The following is a 13,853-nucleotide window of genomic DNA, read 5'->3' as shown; positions in this document are numbered from 1 at the left end:
GGTGCGCTATCGGGCAGGTGCGCGGCGCCAGCTCGCGCTGTATCTTTTGTAGGCTTGTCTCAGGTGCTTTTGCATGGCTTTGCGGGCGGCGCTGGCGTCGTGAGCCTCAATGGCCAGCAGCACCTGTTGGTGCTCGCCAATGGCCGCTTGCCAGGATTCGGGGTGTTCAAAGTAGTCGCCCAGCCGCTCAAACAGCGGGCCGTTGCGGGCTTGCCAGTAGCGCTGCACGGTGTCAAGCAGCACGCTGTTGCCGCAGGCCTGGGCAATGGCTTCGTGAAAGGCTTCGTCGCCTTCGCGTGGCACTTGGTCGCGAGCGGCTTCCAGCTTCATTTGCTGCAAGCCGGCTTTGATGGCTTTGAGGTCGGCTTTTTGCGCGTGGGTGGCTGCCAGCGCGGCCACTTCGGCTTCCACCAACAAACGGGCGCTCATCACCTCCAGAGGACCCCAGTCGGCAGGGGTGTTGGCATCGGTTTCAGTGGCGGCAGACTTGCTGTGCGGTTCAATGCGCTGCACATAAATGCCGGAGCCCGTGCGCACCTCGATCATGCCCTCGACCTCCAGCGCAATGAGGGCTTCGCGCACCGAAGGGCGGCTCACGCCCAGTTGCAACGCCAAGTCGCGTTCGGCCGGCAAACGCGAGCCCAAGGCGAACTCGCCAGACGCCATCAATTGCCGAACTTGTTCGGCAATCTGGCGGTACAGGCGTTGCGGGGCCACGGTGTGCAAGGGCATGGGGGTGGTCAGGGATAACGTGAATTGGACAAGTGGTCAGACCAGTTGCAGAATCATCACATGTCCAAAAGCCATTGCAACTCCGCACAAACCCGCATGGCGGCTGTCACACAAAAGACGTGCGGCGCAGTGGGCGTGTCGCATGCTGCGAAGCCTTGAAGCCCTTGTTGTTGCTGGTGTCGCGGTTGGTGGTTTTTTCTACTTCACCTGATCCTGCTGCACCTGTTTTTCACCATCCCTGCTGCCCCCTATGACCCCCGTCACCATTGACCGCGTGAGCCTTCGGCAAGTGAACTTGCCACCCAAGGTTTTGCGCACCGACGCCATCCAGTCCTTTGTGACACAAGAGACCCTCTTGCTCACGCTGCACTGCAGCGACGGCATTGCAGCCACGGGCTATGCCTACACCATTGGCACCGGTGGCTCGTCGGTGATGGCCTTGCTCAAGGACCACTTGGTGCCACGCCTGATCGGCCGCAACCCGGTCCTGGTCGAAGCGATCTGGAAGGATTTGTTTTTCCACACCCACGCCACCGCCGTGGGGGCCATGACCAGCCTGGCGCTGGCCTGCGTGGACACGGCTTTGTGGGACTGGCGTGCCCAAAGCCAGGGCCTGCCGCTGTGGCAGTTGCTGGGCGGTGCGCAAGCGCGTGTCCCGCTCTACACCACCGAAGGCGGCTGGCTGCATTTGTCGCCCGAGGCGCTGGTGGATCAGACCTTGGAGGCCCAAGCCCAAGGCTTCAAGGGGGCGAAGATCAAGATCGGCAGACCCCATGTGAGCGAAGACGTGGCCCGCCTGAGTGCTGTGCGCGACGCGGTGGGGCCGGGCTTTGAGCTGATGACCGATGCCAACCAGGGCTTCAACCGCGCCGAGGCCGTGCGACGGGCGCGGGCTTTTGACGGCTTGGGCTTGGCGTGGATGGAGGAGCCTTTGCCCGCCGAAGACGTGTCGGGCCACCGCCAGTTGCGCGAGCACACCCCCATTCCTGTGGCGGTGGGCGAGTCCATGTACCACCCGATGCAGTTCCGCGAGTACCTGGAGCAGGGCGCGTGCTCGATCGTGCAGCCCGATGTGGCCCGCATTGGCGGCATCACGCCCTGGGTCAAAACCGCGCACTTGGCCGAAACCTTTGATGTGGCGGTGTGCCCGCACTTTTTGATGGAACTGCATGTGAGCCTGTGCGCGGCCGTGCCCAACGCCACTTGGGTGGAATACATCCCGCAACTCGACGACATCACCACCTCGCGCATGCAAGTGCAGGACGGCTTTGCCCTGCCACCGGACACCCCAGGCTTGGGCATTGCCTGGGACTGGGCCGCCATTTCACACCGACAAATCACCCATTTGGAGATCCAAACCCCATGAGACTCAAAGGAAAAATCGCACTGGTCACCGCCGCTGGCCAAGGCATTGGCCAAGCGGCCGCATTGGCCATGGCCGCTGAGGGTGCCACGGTCTATGCCACCGATGTGAACCCCGAATTGCTCAAGAGCTACGAGGGCGTGGCCAATGTGCACACCGCCGTGCTCAACGTACTCGACAAAGCGGCCATCGCTGCCCAAGTGGCCAGCCTTGACCGCATTGACATCGTCTTCAACTGCGCAGGCTTTGTGCACAACGGCAGCATTGAATTGGCCACTGACGAGGACTGGGACTTCGCCTTCAATTTGAACGTGCGCTCGCAGTTCTGGATGATCCAGGCGGTCATTCCCAAAATGGTGGCGCAGTTTGCACAAACCGGCCACGGCGGCAGCATCATCAACATGGCCAGTGTGTGCTCCAGCGTGCGCGGCTTGCCCAACCGATTCATTTACGGCACCAGCAAGGCGGCCGTCATTGGCCTGACCAAAAGCGTGGCCGCCGACTATGTGCGCCAAGGGGTGCGCTGCAATTGCATCTGCCCCGGCACCGTGGACACGCCTTCGCTGCAAGACCGCATCAACAGCTATGCCGACCCGGTGCAGGCGCGCCAAGACTTCATCAACCGCCAGCCCATGGGCCGTTTGGCGCAGGCGCACGAGATCGCGCCCATCGTCACCTTCCTTGCTTCCGACGAATCCATCTTCGCCACGGGCAATGCCTACATGGTTGACGGTGGCATGACCATCTGACCCCCCCATTGAATGACTGAAAGCCACACATGAACTTGCTCGACATGAAAGGCCGCCACGCGGTCATCACCGGCGGCGCCACCGGCCTGGGTTTTGCCATTGCGCAGCGCATGCTGGCCTCGGGCGCACGCGTCACCATCTGGGACCGCGATGCCGCAGGCATGGCCCAAGCCGCCGAACAGCTGCGCCAAGGCCAGTTGGGTGCGGTGGTCAACACGGTGCAGGTGGATGTGGCCGACCACGGCTCGGTGGTACAAGCCACCGCACAAACCACGGCGCTGGCAGGCGTCGATGTGCTGGTCAACAGCGCGGGGATCACTGGCCCCAACGTCAAGGTCTGGGACTACCCGGTGGACGCCTGGAAACAGGTGTTTGATGTGAACGTGCACGGTTTGTTTCATTGCTGCCGCGAACTCAGCGCCCACATGAAGACCCGCAACTACGGGCGGATCATCAACATCGCCTCGGTCGCAGGCAAGGATGGCAACCCCAACGCCAGCGCTTACAGTGCGAGCAAGGCAGCGGTGATTGGTTTGACCAAATCGCTGGGCAAAGAGCTGGCCGACACGGGCGTGCGCGTGAACTGTGTCACCCCGGCGGCTGTGAAGACGGCGATCTTTGATCAAATGACGCCCGAGCACATCCAGTTCATGCTCTCTAAAATCCCGATGGCCCGTTTTGGCGAGCCCGAAGAAGTCGCCGCCATGGTGACTTGGTTGAGCACCGAAGAATGTTCCTTTTCCACCGGCGCGGTCTTTGATCTGTCGGGTGGTCGTTCCACTTATTGATTCTGTTCAAGCACTGAAAGGTATTTATGAAACTCGTTCGTTATGGCCAACCCGGCAAAGAAAAACCCGGTCTGATCGACGCCGATGGCCGTTTGCGCGACCTGAGCAGTGTGGTCAAAGACATCACGCCCGATCTGCTGAACGACAAGGCTTTGGCCAAGCTGGCCAAAGTCAAAACCGACAAGCTGCCTTTGGTGCGCGGCAAAAAGCGTTTTGGCACGCCCATCTCGTTCACCAGCAAATTCATCGCCATTGGCTTGAACTACGCCGACCACGCGGCCGAATCGGGCATGCCCATTCCCAAAGAACCCATCGTGTTCACCAAAGCGATCTCTTGCATCCAGGGTGCGAACGATGACGTCATGCTGCCCAAAGGCTCCAAGAAGTCCGACTGGGAAGTCGAGTTGGGCATCGTGATCGGCACCCGTGCCCGTTACGTCACGCAAAAAGAAGCGCTCAACCATGTGGCCGGTTATTGCGTCGTCAACGACGTGAGCGAGCGCGAATACCAGCTGGAGCTGGGCGGCAGCTGGGACAAGGGCAAGGGTTGCGACACTTTCGGCCCCGTCGGTCCTTGGTTGGTGACCCGTGACGAAGTGCCCAACCCACAAGCCTTGGGCATGTGGCTCGATGTGAACGGCGTGCGTTATCAAACCGGCAACACCAAGACCATGATTTTTGGCGTGGCCAAGCTGGTGAGTTACGTGAGCCAGTTCATGACGCTGGAGCCGGGCGACATCATCACCACCGGCACACCTCCGGGCGTGGGCATGGGCGTCAAGGTCGATGGCAAGCCTGCACCGGTTTACTTGAAGCGGGGCGATGTGATGCGTTTGGGCATCGAAGGCCTGGGTGAGCAAACGCAAAACGTGGTGGCTTTTAAGCTCTGAGGCACCACCATCGCGCATGGCTTGGGTGGACAACCCAGCCATGCATGTGCCCCGTCGCCGTGCACCGGGACACCTGACGCCCCTTATTGAGCCGATCTGTCGGTGGGATCGCCACACGAAAGCTCTACACTTGGGGGTTATGTCCGAGTCCACATTCCCCCTCCAAACGGTTGCCATTTCGCTGGACGACCGCAGTTATGACATCCAGATAGGCCAAGGCCTGCTCGGCCGACCCGAAACCTGGGCAGGTCTGCCTAAGGCGACAACGGCCATGATCGTGACCAACGACACGATTGCCCCGCTGTACGAAGCCGCATTGCGAAGCGCCATTGCCCCGCATTACAAAAAAGTCCACACCGTGGTGCTGCCCGATGGCGAGGCGCACAAAGACTGGTCCACCCTGAATTTGATTTTTGATGCCTTGCTGGGCCAAGCTTGTGACCGCAAGACGGTGCTGTTTGCCTTGGGCGGCGGCGTGGTGGGCGACATGACCGGCTTTGCGGCCGCCAGCTACATGCGTGGCGTGCCCTTTGTGCAGGTGCCGACCACGCTCTTGTCGCAGGTCGATTCGTCGGTGGGCGGCAAGACCGCCATCAACCACCCGCTGGGCAAAAACATGATCGGCGCGTTCTACCAACCCGTGCGCGTGGTCTGCGACCTGAACACCCTGAGCACCTTGCCCCCGCGTGAGCTGAGCGCGGGCTTGGCCGAGGTCATCAAATACGGCCCGATTGCCGACATGGCCTTTTTGGACTGGATTGAGGCCAACATCGACGCCTTGATGGCGCAAGACCCGGCTGCGCTGGCCCATGCCGTCAAGCGCAGCTGCGAAATCAAGGCCTGGGTGGTGGGGCAGGACGAGCGCGAAGCCGGCCTGCGGGCCATTCTCAATTTTGGCCACACCTTTGGGCACGCCATTGAAGCCGGTCTGGGTTTTGGCGTGTGGTTACACGGCGAAGCCGTGGGCTGCGGCATGGTCATGGCGGCCGAGTTGTCGCAGCGTTTGGGACACGTTGATGCCGCCTTTGTGGCGCGGCTGCGGGCCTTGATCGCGCGAGCCGGTCTGCCCGTGCGCGGCCCCATCATCGATCCAAGCGACAACGCGGGCCATTACATCGAACACATGCGTCTGGATAAAAAAGCGGTGGGCGGCGACATTCAGTTTGTGGTGATCGACGGCCCAGGCAAAGCCACCGTGTGTGGTGCCCCTGACGCCCTGGTGCGCGAGGTGATCGAGGCCTGTTGCGCCTGATGCCCATGCAAGCCGCGTTAGGGGATGTCTTGGTGGGTGCAAACCCGGGACAGGCCAGCTTGTCGGCTTTGGCCTGCGACCCGGCGCACACCCGGGGCCGACGGTTTGCCGAGCCTGCCGCGCCCACGCGCAATGATTTTCAGCGCGACCGTGACCGCATCGTGCACTCCACCGCGTTTCGGCGGCTGGTTTACAAAACGCAAGTCTTTCTGAACCACGAAGGCGATTTGTTCCGCACGCGGCTCACGCACTCGCTCGAAGTCGCGCAATTGGGCCGCTCAATTGCGCGGGCGCTGGGGCTCAATGAGGACCTGGTCGAGGCGGTGGCGCTGGCGCACGACTTGGGCCACACGCCTTTTGGGCACGCAGGACAAGACGCCCTCAACGAATGCATGGCCGAGCACGGCGGTTTTGAGCACAACCTGCAAAGCCTGCGCGTGGTGGATAAGTTAGAAGAGCGCTACCCCGCGTTCGATGGCCTGAACCTGTGCTTTGAAACCCGTGAGGGCGTGCTCAAGCATTGCTCCCGCACGAATGCCGAGCATCTGGAGTTGACCGAGCCGGGTGGGGTCGGGCGGCGCTTCATCGACCGCACCCAGCCCAGTCTGGAGGCGCAACTCTGCAACCTGGCCGACGCCATTGCCTACAACGCGCACGACATCGACGACGGCGTGCGTTCGGGGTTGATCAGCATCGAGCAACTGCTGCAGGTGGAACTGTTTGCGCACTACCACCAGCAGACGCTGGCCGAGCACCCGGGTTTGGCGGAAAAGCCGCGCCGCGTTCTGTACGAAACCATCCGCCGCATGCTGAGCGACCAGGTGTACGACGTGATCGACACCACCCGCCGAGCCGTATCCGACGCGGGTGTTGCTTCGTTGGAAGAAGCCCGCTTGGCTGGCCCGCTGGTGGCGTTCAGCCCTGGCATGAAGGCCCGCAGCAGTGAGCTCAAAAGGTTTTTGTTCGCGCAGCTCTACCGCCATCCGCAGGTCATGCACACCACCGGACAGGCGCAGCAGGCGGTGCGCGAGTTGTTTGCGGCCTACGTCGCCAAGCCCGCCGAAATGTCCGCCGATTTCGCTGCCAACGCTGACCTGCACCGTTCGGTGGCCGACTACATTGCGGGCATGACCGACCGCTTCGCCCTGCGTGAACACGAACGCCTGACGGGACGCAAGTTGTTGTGAGCTCGGCGGGGTCATTTTTTGCAGTTCGGCATCTTGTAGGTCGGCACCTTCAGGTCCGACAACGGCCCGCCATGTCGGGGCTGAAGCCACCGACCTACAGGGCGCGTGTTGGGCATCTTGTAGGTCGGCACCTTCAGGTCCGACAACGGCCCGCCATGTCGGGGCTGAAGCCGCCGACCTACAGGGCGCGTGTTGGGTATCTTGTAGGTCGGCACCTTCAGGTCCGACAACGGCCCGCCATGTCGGGGCTGAAGCCGCCGACCTACAGGGCGCGTGTTGGGTATCTTGTAGGTCGGCACCTTCAGGTCCGACAAGCGTCTGTCAAAACGGCCGACGTCGGCCACGCCCTCACCGCATCACCCATTCGATGCCATGACCGCAACGCTTGAACACCGCGCCGCCTGGCTCGTCGTCCTCGCTGGCGGCGTGGCGGCCTTGCAGGTGGGCAAGCTGCCGCCGGCCTTGCCAGCGCTGCAGGCTGAGTTGGGCATGACGCTGGTTCAGTCGGGCTTTCTTTTGTCCATCGTGCAGTTGGCGGGCCTGAGTCTGGCGGTGTTCATGGGCTTGCTGGCCGATGGCATGGGGCTCAAGCGCAGCATGGTGAGGGGCCTGTGCCTGCTGGCGCTGGCCAGTGGCTTGGGTGGTTTCGCCACGTCGGTGACCGCTTTGCTGGTGCTGCGGGCCATCGAAGGCCTGGGTTTTTTGCTGGTGGCCTTGCCCGCCCCCGCCTTGATCCGCCGACTGGTGCCGCCCGCGCAGCTGCCTGGCATGCTGGGCGTGTGGGGTGCTTACATGCCCACGGGCACGGCAGTGGCTTTGTTGCTGGGGCCGCTGTTCATTCCGGCTTGGGGCTGGGGGGCGTGGTGGTGGTTGTTTGCTGGCGTGTCACTGCTGATGGCCGCGTGGCTGTGGCGCAGCGTGCCCGCCGACCCGGTGGCCCACGTTGCCGCTGGACCCGGTGCATGGCCGCGCCTGCGCCGCACCTTGAGCGCCCGTGGCCCCTGGCTTGTGGCACTCACTTTTGGCATGTATTCGGGTCAGTGGTTGGCGGTGGTGGGGTTCTTGCCGTCCATTTACGCTGCTGCTGGCGTGGGTGGTGCGTTGTTGGGCGTGCTCACGGCCTTGGCGGCAGCAGTCAACATCGTGGGCAACATGGCCTCGGGCCGCTTGCTGCAGTGCGGTTGGGCACCCCGCAGCACGCTGTGGCTGGGCTTTGGCGCCATGGCGCTGGGCAGCGCGGTGGCTTTCGCACCCTTCACCGAAAGCCTGCCTTGGTTGCGTTTTGCCGGGGTGCTGCTGTTCTCGGGCATGGGCGGCCTGGTGCCGGGCACGCTGTTCAGCCTGGCCGTGCGCTTGGCCCCGGGCGAACAGCAAGTGGCCACCACTGTGGGCTGGGTGCAGCAACTCTCGGCCCTGGGCCAGTTCGTCGGGCCACCCGTGGTGGCGGCTGTGGCAGCGCGCGCAGGCGGCTGGCAGCTCACGCCGCTGGTCACGGTGGGGTGTTGTGGGGTGGGGGCGGTGCTGGCTTGGGCGGCGGGGCGAGAATTGGCGCGGCAAGCCTTCATGCAAAACAAACCTACAAGTTGAGAGCGGCTGCCTTTGTTAAGCTGATCAATTCATTCTTCAAAAATGCATGGCTCTGATATTTTGAAGCCGACTGGCTTGATCGAGTAACGCCGCAGGCCAGCCAACGTGATGCGTTGACAATGTGAGCCAGACTTTTGTGCGAAGCACGAGATGTTGAAATAAGGAGCAGGTTCAATGGTTTGGAGCGACATTTCAAGGGGCACATTGTCGTGCGCATCTTCAGTGCTTGGGCTGAGTTGCGGCTGTCTTTTTGTGCCATCTGTAGGCGTTGCTCCAGTCATTGACTGGGCGGAAATAAGAAATCAAGAAGCAGTGAGCGGGTTGACATCATGACCAAATTTGGCCAAGAGAACAGCACCACCGAATTCAAACGCCAGCTCAGCGATGCGCTGGAAAAAGAAGTGGTGGCTTTTCTCAATTCAGCCAAGGGCGGCGATCTGTACATCGGTGTGGATGACGACGGTGAAGTGCTGGGCGTCAGCGATGTGGACGCCCAGATGCTGGCGATTTCTGACCGCATCCGCAACAACATCTTGCCCTCTTGCCTCGGGCTGTACGACGTGTATGCGCAGGAACACGAGGGCAAAACCGTGATTCATGTGGTGGTGACGCGCGGCACCGAAAAACCCTACTACCTCAAACGCTACGGTCAATCACCTGCAGGTTGTTTCACTCGGGTTGGCAGCGGCGTGCAGCCTATGACCACGGGCATGATTGATCAGCTCTATGCCGGTCGGGTTCGCCACTCTCTGCGCAACATCCCTGCGCCGACCACGCTTAAACTCACGTTCCAACAGTTGAAGATTTACTACCAGGAAAAAGGCTTCGAGATCAACGACACCTTTTTGCACAACCTCGATCTTTACGTACCCGACAGCGAACGCCTGAACTACGCCTCCTATTTGTTGGCCGACACCAACAGCATTTCCATCAAGGTCGCCAAATATGCAGGCACTGACAAATGCGACCTGATTGAAAACCAGGAATACGGCTACTGCTCACTGCTCAAGGCGACGCACCGTGTGCTCGACAAGCTCGAAATCGAAAACCGCACCCTGACGCGCATCACCGGCGCGGCAGAGCGCGAGCAGCGCCGCTTGTTCAACGCCCGAGCCCTGCGCGAAGCGTTGATCAACGCCATCATCCACAACGACTACACCGCTGAGGTGCCGCCGCTGGTGGAGATTTATGCTGACCGCATCAGCATCACCTCTTATGGCGGGCTGCTCAGCGGTTTGAGTCTGGAGGAATGCCTGAGCGGCCGATCCATGCCGCGCAACCGCGAACTGATGCGGATTTTTCGGGACATGGAACTGGTCGAGCACCTGGGCTCGGGCATGCGGCGCATTCTGAACGCCTACGACAGCAGCATTGTTCACATCAGCGAGCACTTTTTTGAACTGCGTTTTCCGATGTCGTCTGAAGCCTTGGCGCTTATCCCCGAAGTGGCAGAGTCGGGGGCAGAGTCAGGGGCAGAGTCAGGGGCAGAGTCGTTATCGAAAAAAATCCTGCATCTTCTTCGCGACGCCGCTTTATCCAAGTCCGAACTCTCAAGCCAATTGGGCCTCAAGTCCGTCACTGGCGCACTGAACCGCGCAGTCAACGCGCTGCTGGAGGCCCATTGGATTGAAAGAACCCTGCCCGATAAACCCCAAAGCCGCCTGCAAAAATACCGGTTGACGCATGCGGGGAGGCTAGGGACGGATGCATCTGGGAAACAAGATGTGGTTGATGGGGGAGATTTTTAATGGCTGACTACATGACTACCATTGGACGCGTCGCTGAGATTTTTGACGGTCCACACGCAACACCATTTAAAACAAGCCACGGACCATTTTTCTTGAGCATTTCGAGTCTTGAAAACGGACGGCTTGACTTATCGAAATCTTCCCATCTGAGCGAAGACGATTTCAAAAAATGGACAAAACGGATCACGCCAAGAAAGGGTGATGTTTTGTTCTCTTACGAAACACGATTGGGTGAAGCAGCTTTGATGCCTGATGAAATAAAGGCATCTTTGGGCCGTCGCATGGGTTTGTTGCGTCCACGTTTAGATAAAGTAATTCCGAAGTACCTTCTTTACGCCTACTTGTCGCCAGCATTTCAGCAGACCATTATTGCCAATACGATCACTGGAGCCACCGTTGATCGAATTTCAGTGAGTGAAATTCCGAGCTTTCCAGTGCGTATACCTGGCTTGGGCGAGCAAAAAAAAGTCGCGGACTTACTGGGTCACATAGATTCAAAAATTGACTGCAACAACCCTATCAACGCCGAGCTGGAGTCGATGGCCAAGGCGCTGTATGACTACTGGTTTGTGCAGTTCGACTTTCCCGACGCCGATGGCAAACCCCATAAATCGTCCGGCGGCAAGATGGTCTACAACGCCACGCTGGGTCGTGAAATTCCGCAGGGGTGGGCTGTTGGTCCACTATCAGACTGGCTGCTGCCTCTGCTGATGAACGGCCAGGTGACGGTGCAATAAGGGAGAAACCATGACCGACCAACCCGCCTCTCTTGTCTCTGCCAATTACGCTGCTCTGCTCGGTGACATCAAGCAACGCGTGCGCCATGGGCAAACGCGGGCGGTGCTGGCTGTCAATGCCGAGCTCATTCGCCTGTATTGGGACATTGGCGCGCTGATCCACGCTCGCCAGCAGCAAGAAGGCTGGGGAGCCGGGGTGATTCCGCGTTTGGCGCGTGATTTGCACAACGAATTGCCGGAGGAAAAGGGCTTTTCCGAGCGCAACATCAAGCGGATGTTGGCGTTTTACCGCGAATATCCGTACTTGGAATTTGTGCCACAAGTTGTGGCACAAATGGAGCCAGAACCCAAAGTGCCACAGGCTGTGGCACTTTTCCCGGTGGACTTGGTTCAGTCCATCCCTTGGGGGCACCACACCGAGTTGATGGCCAAGGTCAAGGACCTGGCTGCCCGCCATTGGTATATGCAGGCCTGCCTGGCCAATGGCTGGAGCCGCAACATTCTGGTCATGCAAATCGAAGTGGCCGCGCATCAGCGCCAAGGACGAGCTACCACCAACTTTGCCAAGCGCCTTCCCTTGCCCGATTCAGATCTGGTGCAGCAAACCCTGAAAGACCCCTATCTGTTTGACTTTCTGACGCTGGCATCGGGCTTCCATGAGCGCGAACTCGAAACCGGCCTCATCGCGCATCTGGAAAAGTTTCTGTTGGAGCTGGGGCAGGGCTTTGCCTTCGTTGGGAGGCAATACCACCTCGATGTTGGCGATCAGGACTTTTATGTCGACTTGCTTTTTTATCACTTGAAGCTGCGTTGCTACGTGGTGATTGACCTCAAGCGCGGTGATTTCAAGCCTGAATATGCGGGAAAGATGAATTTCTATTGCAGCGTGGTGGACGATCGGCTGCGCCATGAAAGCGACAGACCCACCATCGGGCTGATTCTTTGCCAGCAACCCAACCGAGTGCTGGCGGAATATGCGCTGCGCGGCATGGACAAGCCCATAGGTGTTTCCAGTTTCGAGCTCACCCGAGCGCTGCCCGAGAGTCTGGAATCCAGCCTGCCGACCATCGAAGAAATCGAACGCGAATTGGAGGGGAAAGCATGAGCGGGCAATTTTCCAGCCGCGGCAAACCCGGGCGCAAAAAGACCGAAGTTTCTCTCGTCCGTTCCTCTGCAGCGGAGTACCTGACCTTCATCGCCGCCAGTGGGCAAGGCGGTGTGGAGGCCATTTACGCCGATGAGAGCATCTGGCTGACCCAGAAGATGATGGGGCAGCTGTACGACGTAGAAACTCAAACAATCAACTATCACCTCAAAAGGGTGTTTTCAGACAATGAGTTGCAAGAGTCCTCAGTTATTCGAAATTTTCGAATAACTGCTGCGGACGGCAAAAACTACAACACCCAGCACTACCATCTGAGCGCCATCATCGCGGTGGGCTACAAGGTCAATTCCGAACGGGCCGTGCAGTTTCGCAAGTGGGCCACAGGCATCATTGAGCAGTTCACCATCAAAGCCTATGTGATGGATGACGAGCGCATCAAGGCAGGCGGATCCATCCTGACGGCGCAGTATTTTGAAGAGCAGCTTCAGCGCGTGCGTGAGATTCGGCTCTCCGAGCGCAAGTTCTACCAAAAGATCACCGACATCTATGCCACGGCCATTGACTACGATGTGACGGCGCAGGCCACCCAGCGGTTTTTTGCCACCGTGCAAAACAAGCTGCATTGGGCCATCCACGGGCAGACTGCGGCCGAGGTTGTTTTTCACCGTGCTGATGCCAACCAACCCCATATGGGGCTGAGCACCTGGAAGGATGGGCCGACAGGCAAGATCCAGAAATTCGACGTGTCGGTCGCCAAAAATTACCTGACAGAGACGGAAATGGCGCAGCTGTTGCGTTTGGTCAACGCCTATCTGGATGTGGCCGAAGACATGGCGCAGCGCAAGATGCCCATGACCATGCAAGATTGGGAAACGCGTCTGAACCGTTTCATCGATGCCACGGACCGCAGTGTTCTGCAAGACGCAGGCAAGGTGTCGGCCGAAATCGCCAAGGCGCATGCCGAAAGTGAGTTTGAGAAATACCGCATCGTGCAGGACCGTTTGTTTGAAAGTGACTTTGACCGCTTGTTCAAACGTATCGAACGGGGCGGCCTGCCCGAGGATGAGTCTTCCTGATAAGACCCTGTGCCAGCAGGCACAATCTCGCCCATGACCGACATCAACACCCCCGAAATCACCGACACCGTGCGCTGGCTCGAACGCGCCGTGATTGGCCTGAACCTGTGCCCCTTTGCCAAAGCCCCGCACGTTAAAGGCCAGATCCATTACGTGCTGAGCGAGGCCAAAGGCCTGGAGGGCTTGCGTGATGAGCTGATTGAGCAGCTGCAGGCGCTGGCTGCCATGCCGGCCGAAGAGCGCGAGACCGTGCTTTTGATCGTGCCGCAGATGCTGCAAGACTTTTTGGAGTTCAACGACTTTCTGGACGAAGCCGATGCCGTGCTGCAAGAGCTCGACATGGAAGGCGTGTTCCAGGTCGCGAGTTTCCACCCGCAGTTCCAGTTCGCCGACACCGAGCCGGACGACATTGGCAACTTCACCAACCGCTCGCCTTACCCCACGCTGCACCTGCTGCGCGAGGAGAGCATCGACCGGGCGGTGGAGGCTTTCCCCGAGGCCGAGATGATTTACGAAACCAACATCGAGACCCTGGATAAGCTTGGGATCGAGGGCTGGAAAAAGCTGGATGTGGGTCCAAGCCCTTGAATCTGTAGGAGCGACGCCCTCGTCGCGATTGACCCAGCCTGATCGCCGCGA

13 protein-coding genes are annotated in these 13,853 nt (G+C 59.8%); 12 read left to right on the top strand and 1 reads right to left on the bottom strand.

Features of this window, described 5'->3' with window-relative positions; all coding sequences use genetic code 11:
- Positions 1 to 6: 6 nt before the first annotated feature.
- Positions 7 to 732, bottom strand: a complete 726-nt coding sequence (locus AMM41_RS08110; RefSeq protein ID WP_089955974.1) for a FadR/GntR family transcriptional regulator — start codon at positions 730 to 732, stop codon at positions 7 to 9.
- 250 nt (positions 733 to 982) lie between these two features.
- Between AMM41_RS08110 and AMM41_RS08105 the strand changes: the two genes are divergently transcribed.
- From AMM41_RS08105 to AMM41_RS08050, 12 genes are all read left to right on the top strand, one after another.
- Positions 983 to 2,098: a mandelate racemase/muconate lactonizing enzyme family protein gene (locus AMM41_RS08105; RefSeq protein WP_089955971.1), complete on the top strand. Its 1,116-nt coding sequence runs from the start codon at positions 983 to 985 to the stop codon at positions 2,096 to 2,098.
- Complete coding sequence (locus AMM41_RS08100; protein WP_089955967.1) at positions 2,095 to 2,844, top strand: SDR family oxidoreductase; 750 nt, start codon at positions 2,095 to 2,097, stop codon at positions 2,842 to 2,844. Before AMM41_RS08105 ends, AMM41_RS08100 begins: the two co-directional genes overlap by 4 nt.
- A gap of 29 nt (positions 2,845 to 2,873) precedes the next feature.
- The gene (locus AMM41_RS08095; RefSeq protein ID WP_089955964.1) at positions 2,874 to 3,632 is read left to right on the top strand and encodes an SDR family NAD(P)-dependent oxidoreductase; all 759 of its coding nucleotides are present in this window, start codon (positions 2,874 to 2,876) and stop codon (positions 3,630 to 3,632) included.
- Between the two features lie 26 nt (positions 3,633 to 3,658).
- Positions 3,659 to 4,522 (top strand): fumarylacetoacetate hydrolase family protein, encoded by an 864-nt coding sequence (locus tag AMM41_RS08090; RefSeq protein WP_089955960.1) that lies wholly within the window; start codon positions 3,659 to 3,661, stop codon positions 4,520 to 4,522.
- A 139-nt stretch (positions 4,523 to 4,661) separates the two neighbouring features.
- Positions 4,662 to 5,774, top strand: coding sequence for a 3-dehydroquinate synthase (aroB, locus tag AMM41_RS08085; RefSeq protein WP_089955956.1), 1,113 nt, complete (start codon positions 4,662 to 4,664; stop codon positions 5,772 to 5,774).
- Between the two features lie 5 nt (positions 5,775 to 5,779).
- Complete coding sequence (locus AMM41_RS08080) at positions 5,780 to 6,961, top strand: deoxyguanosinetriphosphate triphosphohydrolase (RefSeq protein ID WP_089956357.1); 1,182 nt, start codon at positions 5,780 to 5,782, stop codon at positions 6,959 to 6,961.
- Between the two features lie 372 nt (positions 6,962 to 7,333).
- A complete protein-coding gene (locus tag AMM41_RS08075; protein ID WP_089955952.1) occupies positions 7,334 to 8,548 on the top strand; it encodes an MFS transporter in 1,215 nt (404 codons plus the stop codon).
- Between the two features lie 329 nt (positions 8,549 to 8,877).
- Positions 8,878 to 10,296 (top strand): RNA-binding domain-containing protein, encoded by a 1,419-nt coding sequence (locus AMM41_RS08070; RefSeq protein ID WP_089955948.1) that lies wholly within the window; start codon positions 8,878 to 8,880, stop codon positions 10,294 to 10,296.
- Positions 10,296 to 11,033 carry a restriction endonuclease subunit S gene (locus AMM41_RS08065; RefSeq protein ID WP_089955945.1) on the top strand — a complete coding sequence of 246 codons (738 nt, stop codon included), beginning with the start codon at positions 10,296 to 10,298 and terminating at the stop codon, positions 11,031 to 11,033. Before AMM41_RS08070 ends, AMM41_RS08065 begins: the two co-directional genes overlap by 1 nt.
- A gap of 10 nt (positions 11,034 to 11,043) precedes the next feature.
- Positions 11,044 to 12,138, top strand: coding sequence for a PDDEXK nuclease domain-containing protein (locus AMM41_RS08060; protein WP_089955940.1), 1,095 nt, complete (start codon positions 11,044 to 11,046; stop codon positions 12,136 to 12,138).
- A complete protein-coding gene (locus tag AMM41_RS08055) occupies positions 12,135 to 13,214 on the top strand; it encodes a virulence RhuM family protein (RefSeq protein ID WP_089955935.1) in 1,080 nt (359 codons plus the stop codon). Before AMM41_RS08060 ends, AMM41_RS08055 begins: the two co-directional genes overlap by 4 nt.
- 33 nt (positions 13,215 to 13,247) lie before the next feature.
- Complete coding sequence (locus AMM41_RS08050; RefSeq protein ID WP_089955931.1) at positions 13,248 to 13,802, top strand: DUF1415 domain-containing protein; 555 nt, start codon at positions 13,248 to 13,250, stop codon at positions 13,800 to 13,802.
- The last annotated feature ends 51 nt before the right edge of the window (positions 13,803 to 13,853 follow it).

The sequence above is a fragment of the Limnohabitans sp. 2KL-3 genome, assembly GCF_001269405.1.
In the GTDB taxonomy this organism is placed as follows: Bacteria; Pseudomonadota; Gammaproteobacteria; order Burkholderiales; family Burkholderiaceae_C; genus Limnohabitans_A.
Note: the sequence above shows the minus strand (reverse complement) of the source record. Positions and strands in the feature narration are given on the sequence as shown.

Excerpts from the sequence above, each read along its gene's own strand:
- AMM41_RS08110 (WP_089955974.1), bottom strand. The coding sequence starts at position 732 with ATGCCCTTGCACACCGTGGCCCCGCAACGCCTGTACCGCCAGATTGCC.
- AMM41_RS08105 (WP_089955971.1), top strand. The coding sequence starts at position 983 with ATGACCCCCGTCACCATTGACCGCGTGAGCCTTCGGCAAGTGAACTTG.
- AMM41_RS08100 (WP_089955967.1), top strand. The coding sequence starts at position 2,095 with ATGAGACTCAAAGGAAAAATCGCACTGGTCACCGCCGCTGGCCAAGGC.
- AMM41_RS08095 (WP_089955964.1), top strand. The coding sequence starts at position 2,874 with ATGAACTTGCTCGACATGAAAGGCCGCCACGCGGTCATCACCGGCGGC.
- AMM41_RS08090 (WP_089955960.1), top strand. The coding sequence starts at position 3,659 with ATGAAACTCGTTCGTTATGGCCAACCCGGCAAAGAAAAACCCGGTCTG.
- aroB (WP_089955956.1), top strand. The coding sequence starts at position 4,662 with ATGTCCGAGTCCACATTCCCCCTCCAAACGGTTGCCATTTCGCTGGAC.
- AMM41_RS08080 (WP_089956357.1), top strand. The coding sequence starts at position 5,780 with ATGCAAGCCGCGTTAGGGGATGTCTTGGTGGGTGCAAACCCGGGACAG.
- AMM41_RS08075 (WP_089955952.1), top strand. The coding sequence starts at position 7,334 with ATGACCGCAACGCTTGAACACCGCGCCGCCTGGCTCGTCGTCCTCGCT.
- AMM41_RS08070 (WP_089955948.1), top strand. The coding sequence starts at position 8,878 with ATGACCAAATTTGGCCAAGAGAACAGCACCACCGAATTCAAACGCCAG.
- AMM41_RS08065 (WP_089955945.1), top strand. The coding sequence starts at position 10,296 with ATGGCTGACTACATGACTACCATTGGACGCGTCGCTGAGATTTTTGAC.
- AMM41_RS08060 (WP_089955940.1), top strand. The coding sequence starts at position 11,044 with ATGACCGACCAACCCGCCTCTCTTGTCTCTGCCAATTACGCTGCTCTG.
- AMM41_RS08055 (WP_089955935.1), top strand. The coding sequence starts at position 12,135 with ATGAGCGGGCAATTTTCCAGCCGCGGCAAACCCGGGCGCAAAAAGACC.
- AMM41_RS08050 (WP_089955931.1), top strand. The coding sequence starts at position 13,248 with ATGACCGACATCAACACCCCCGAAATCACCGACACCGTGCGCTGGCTC.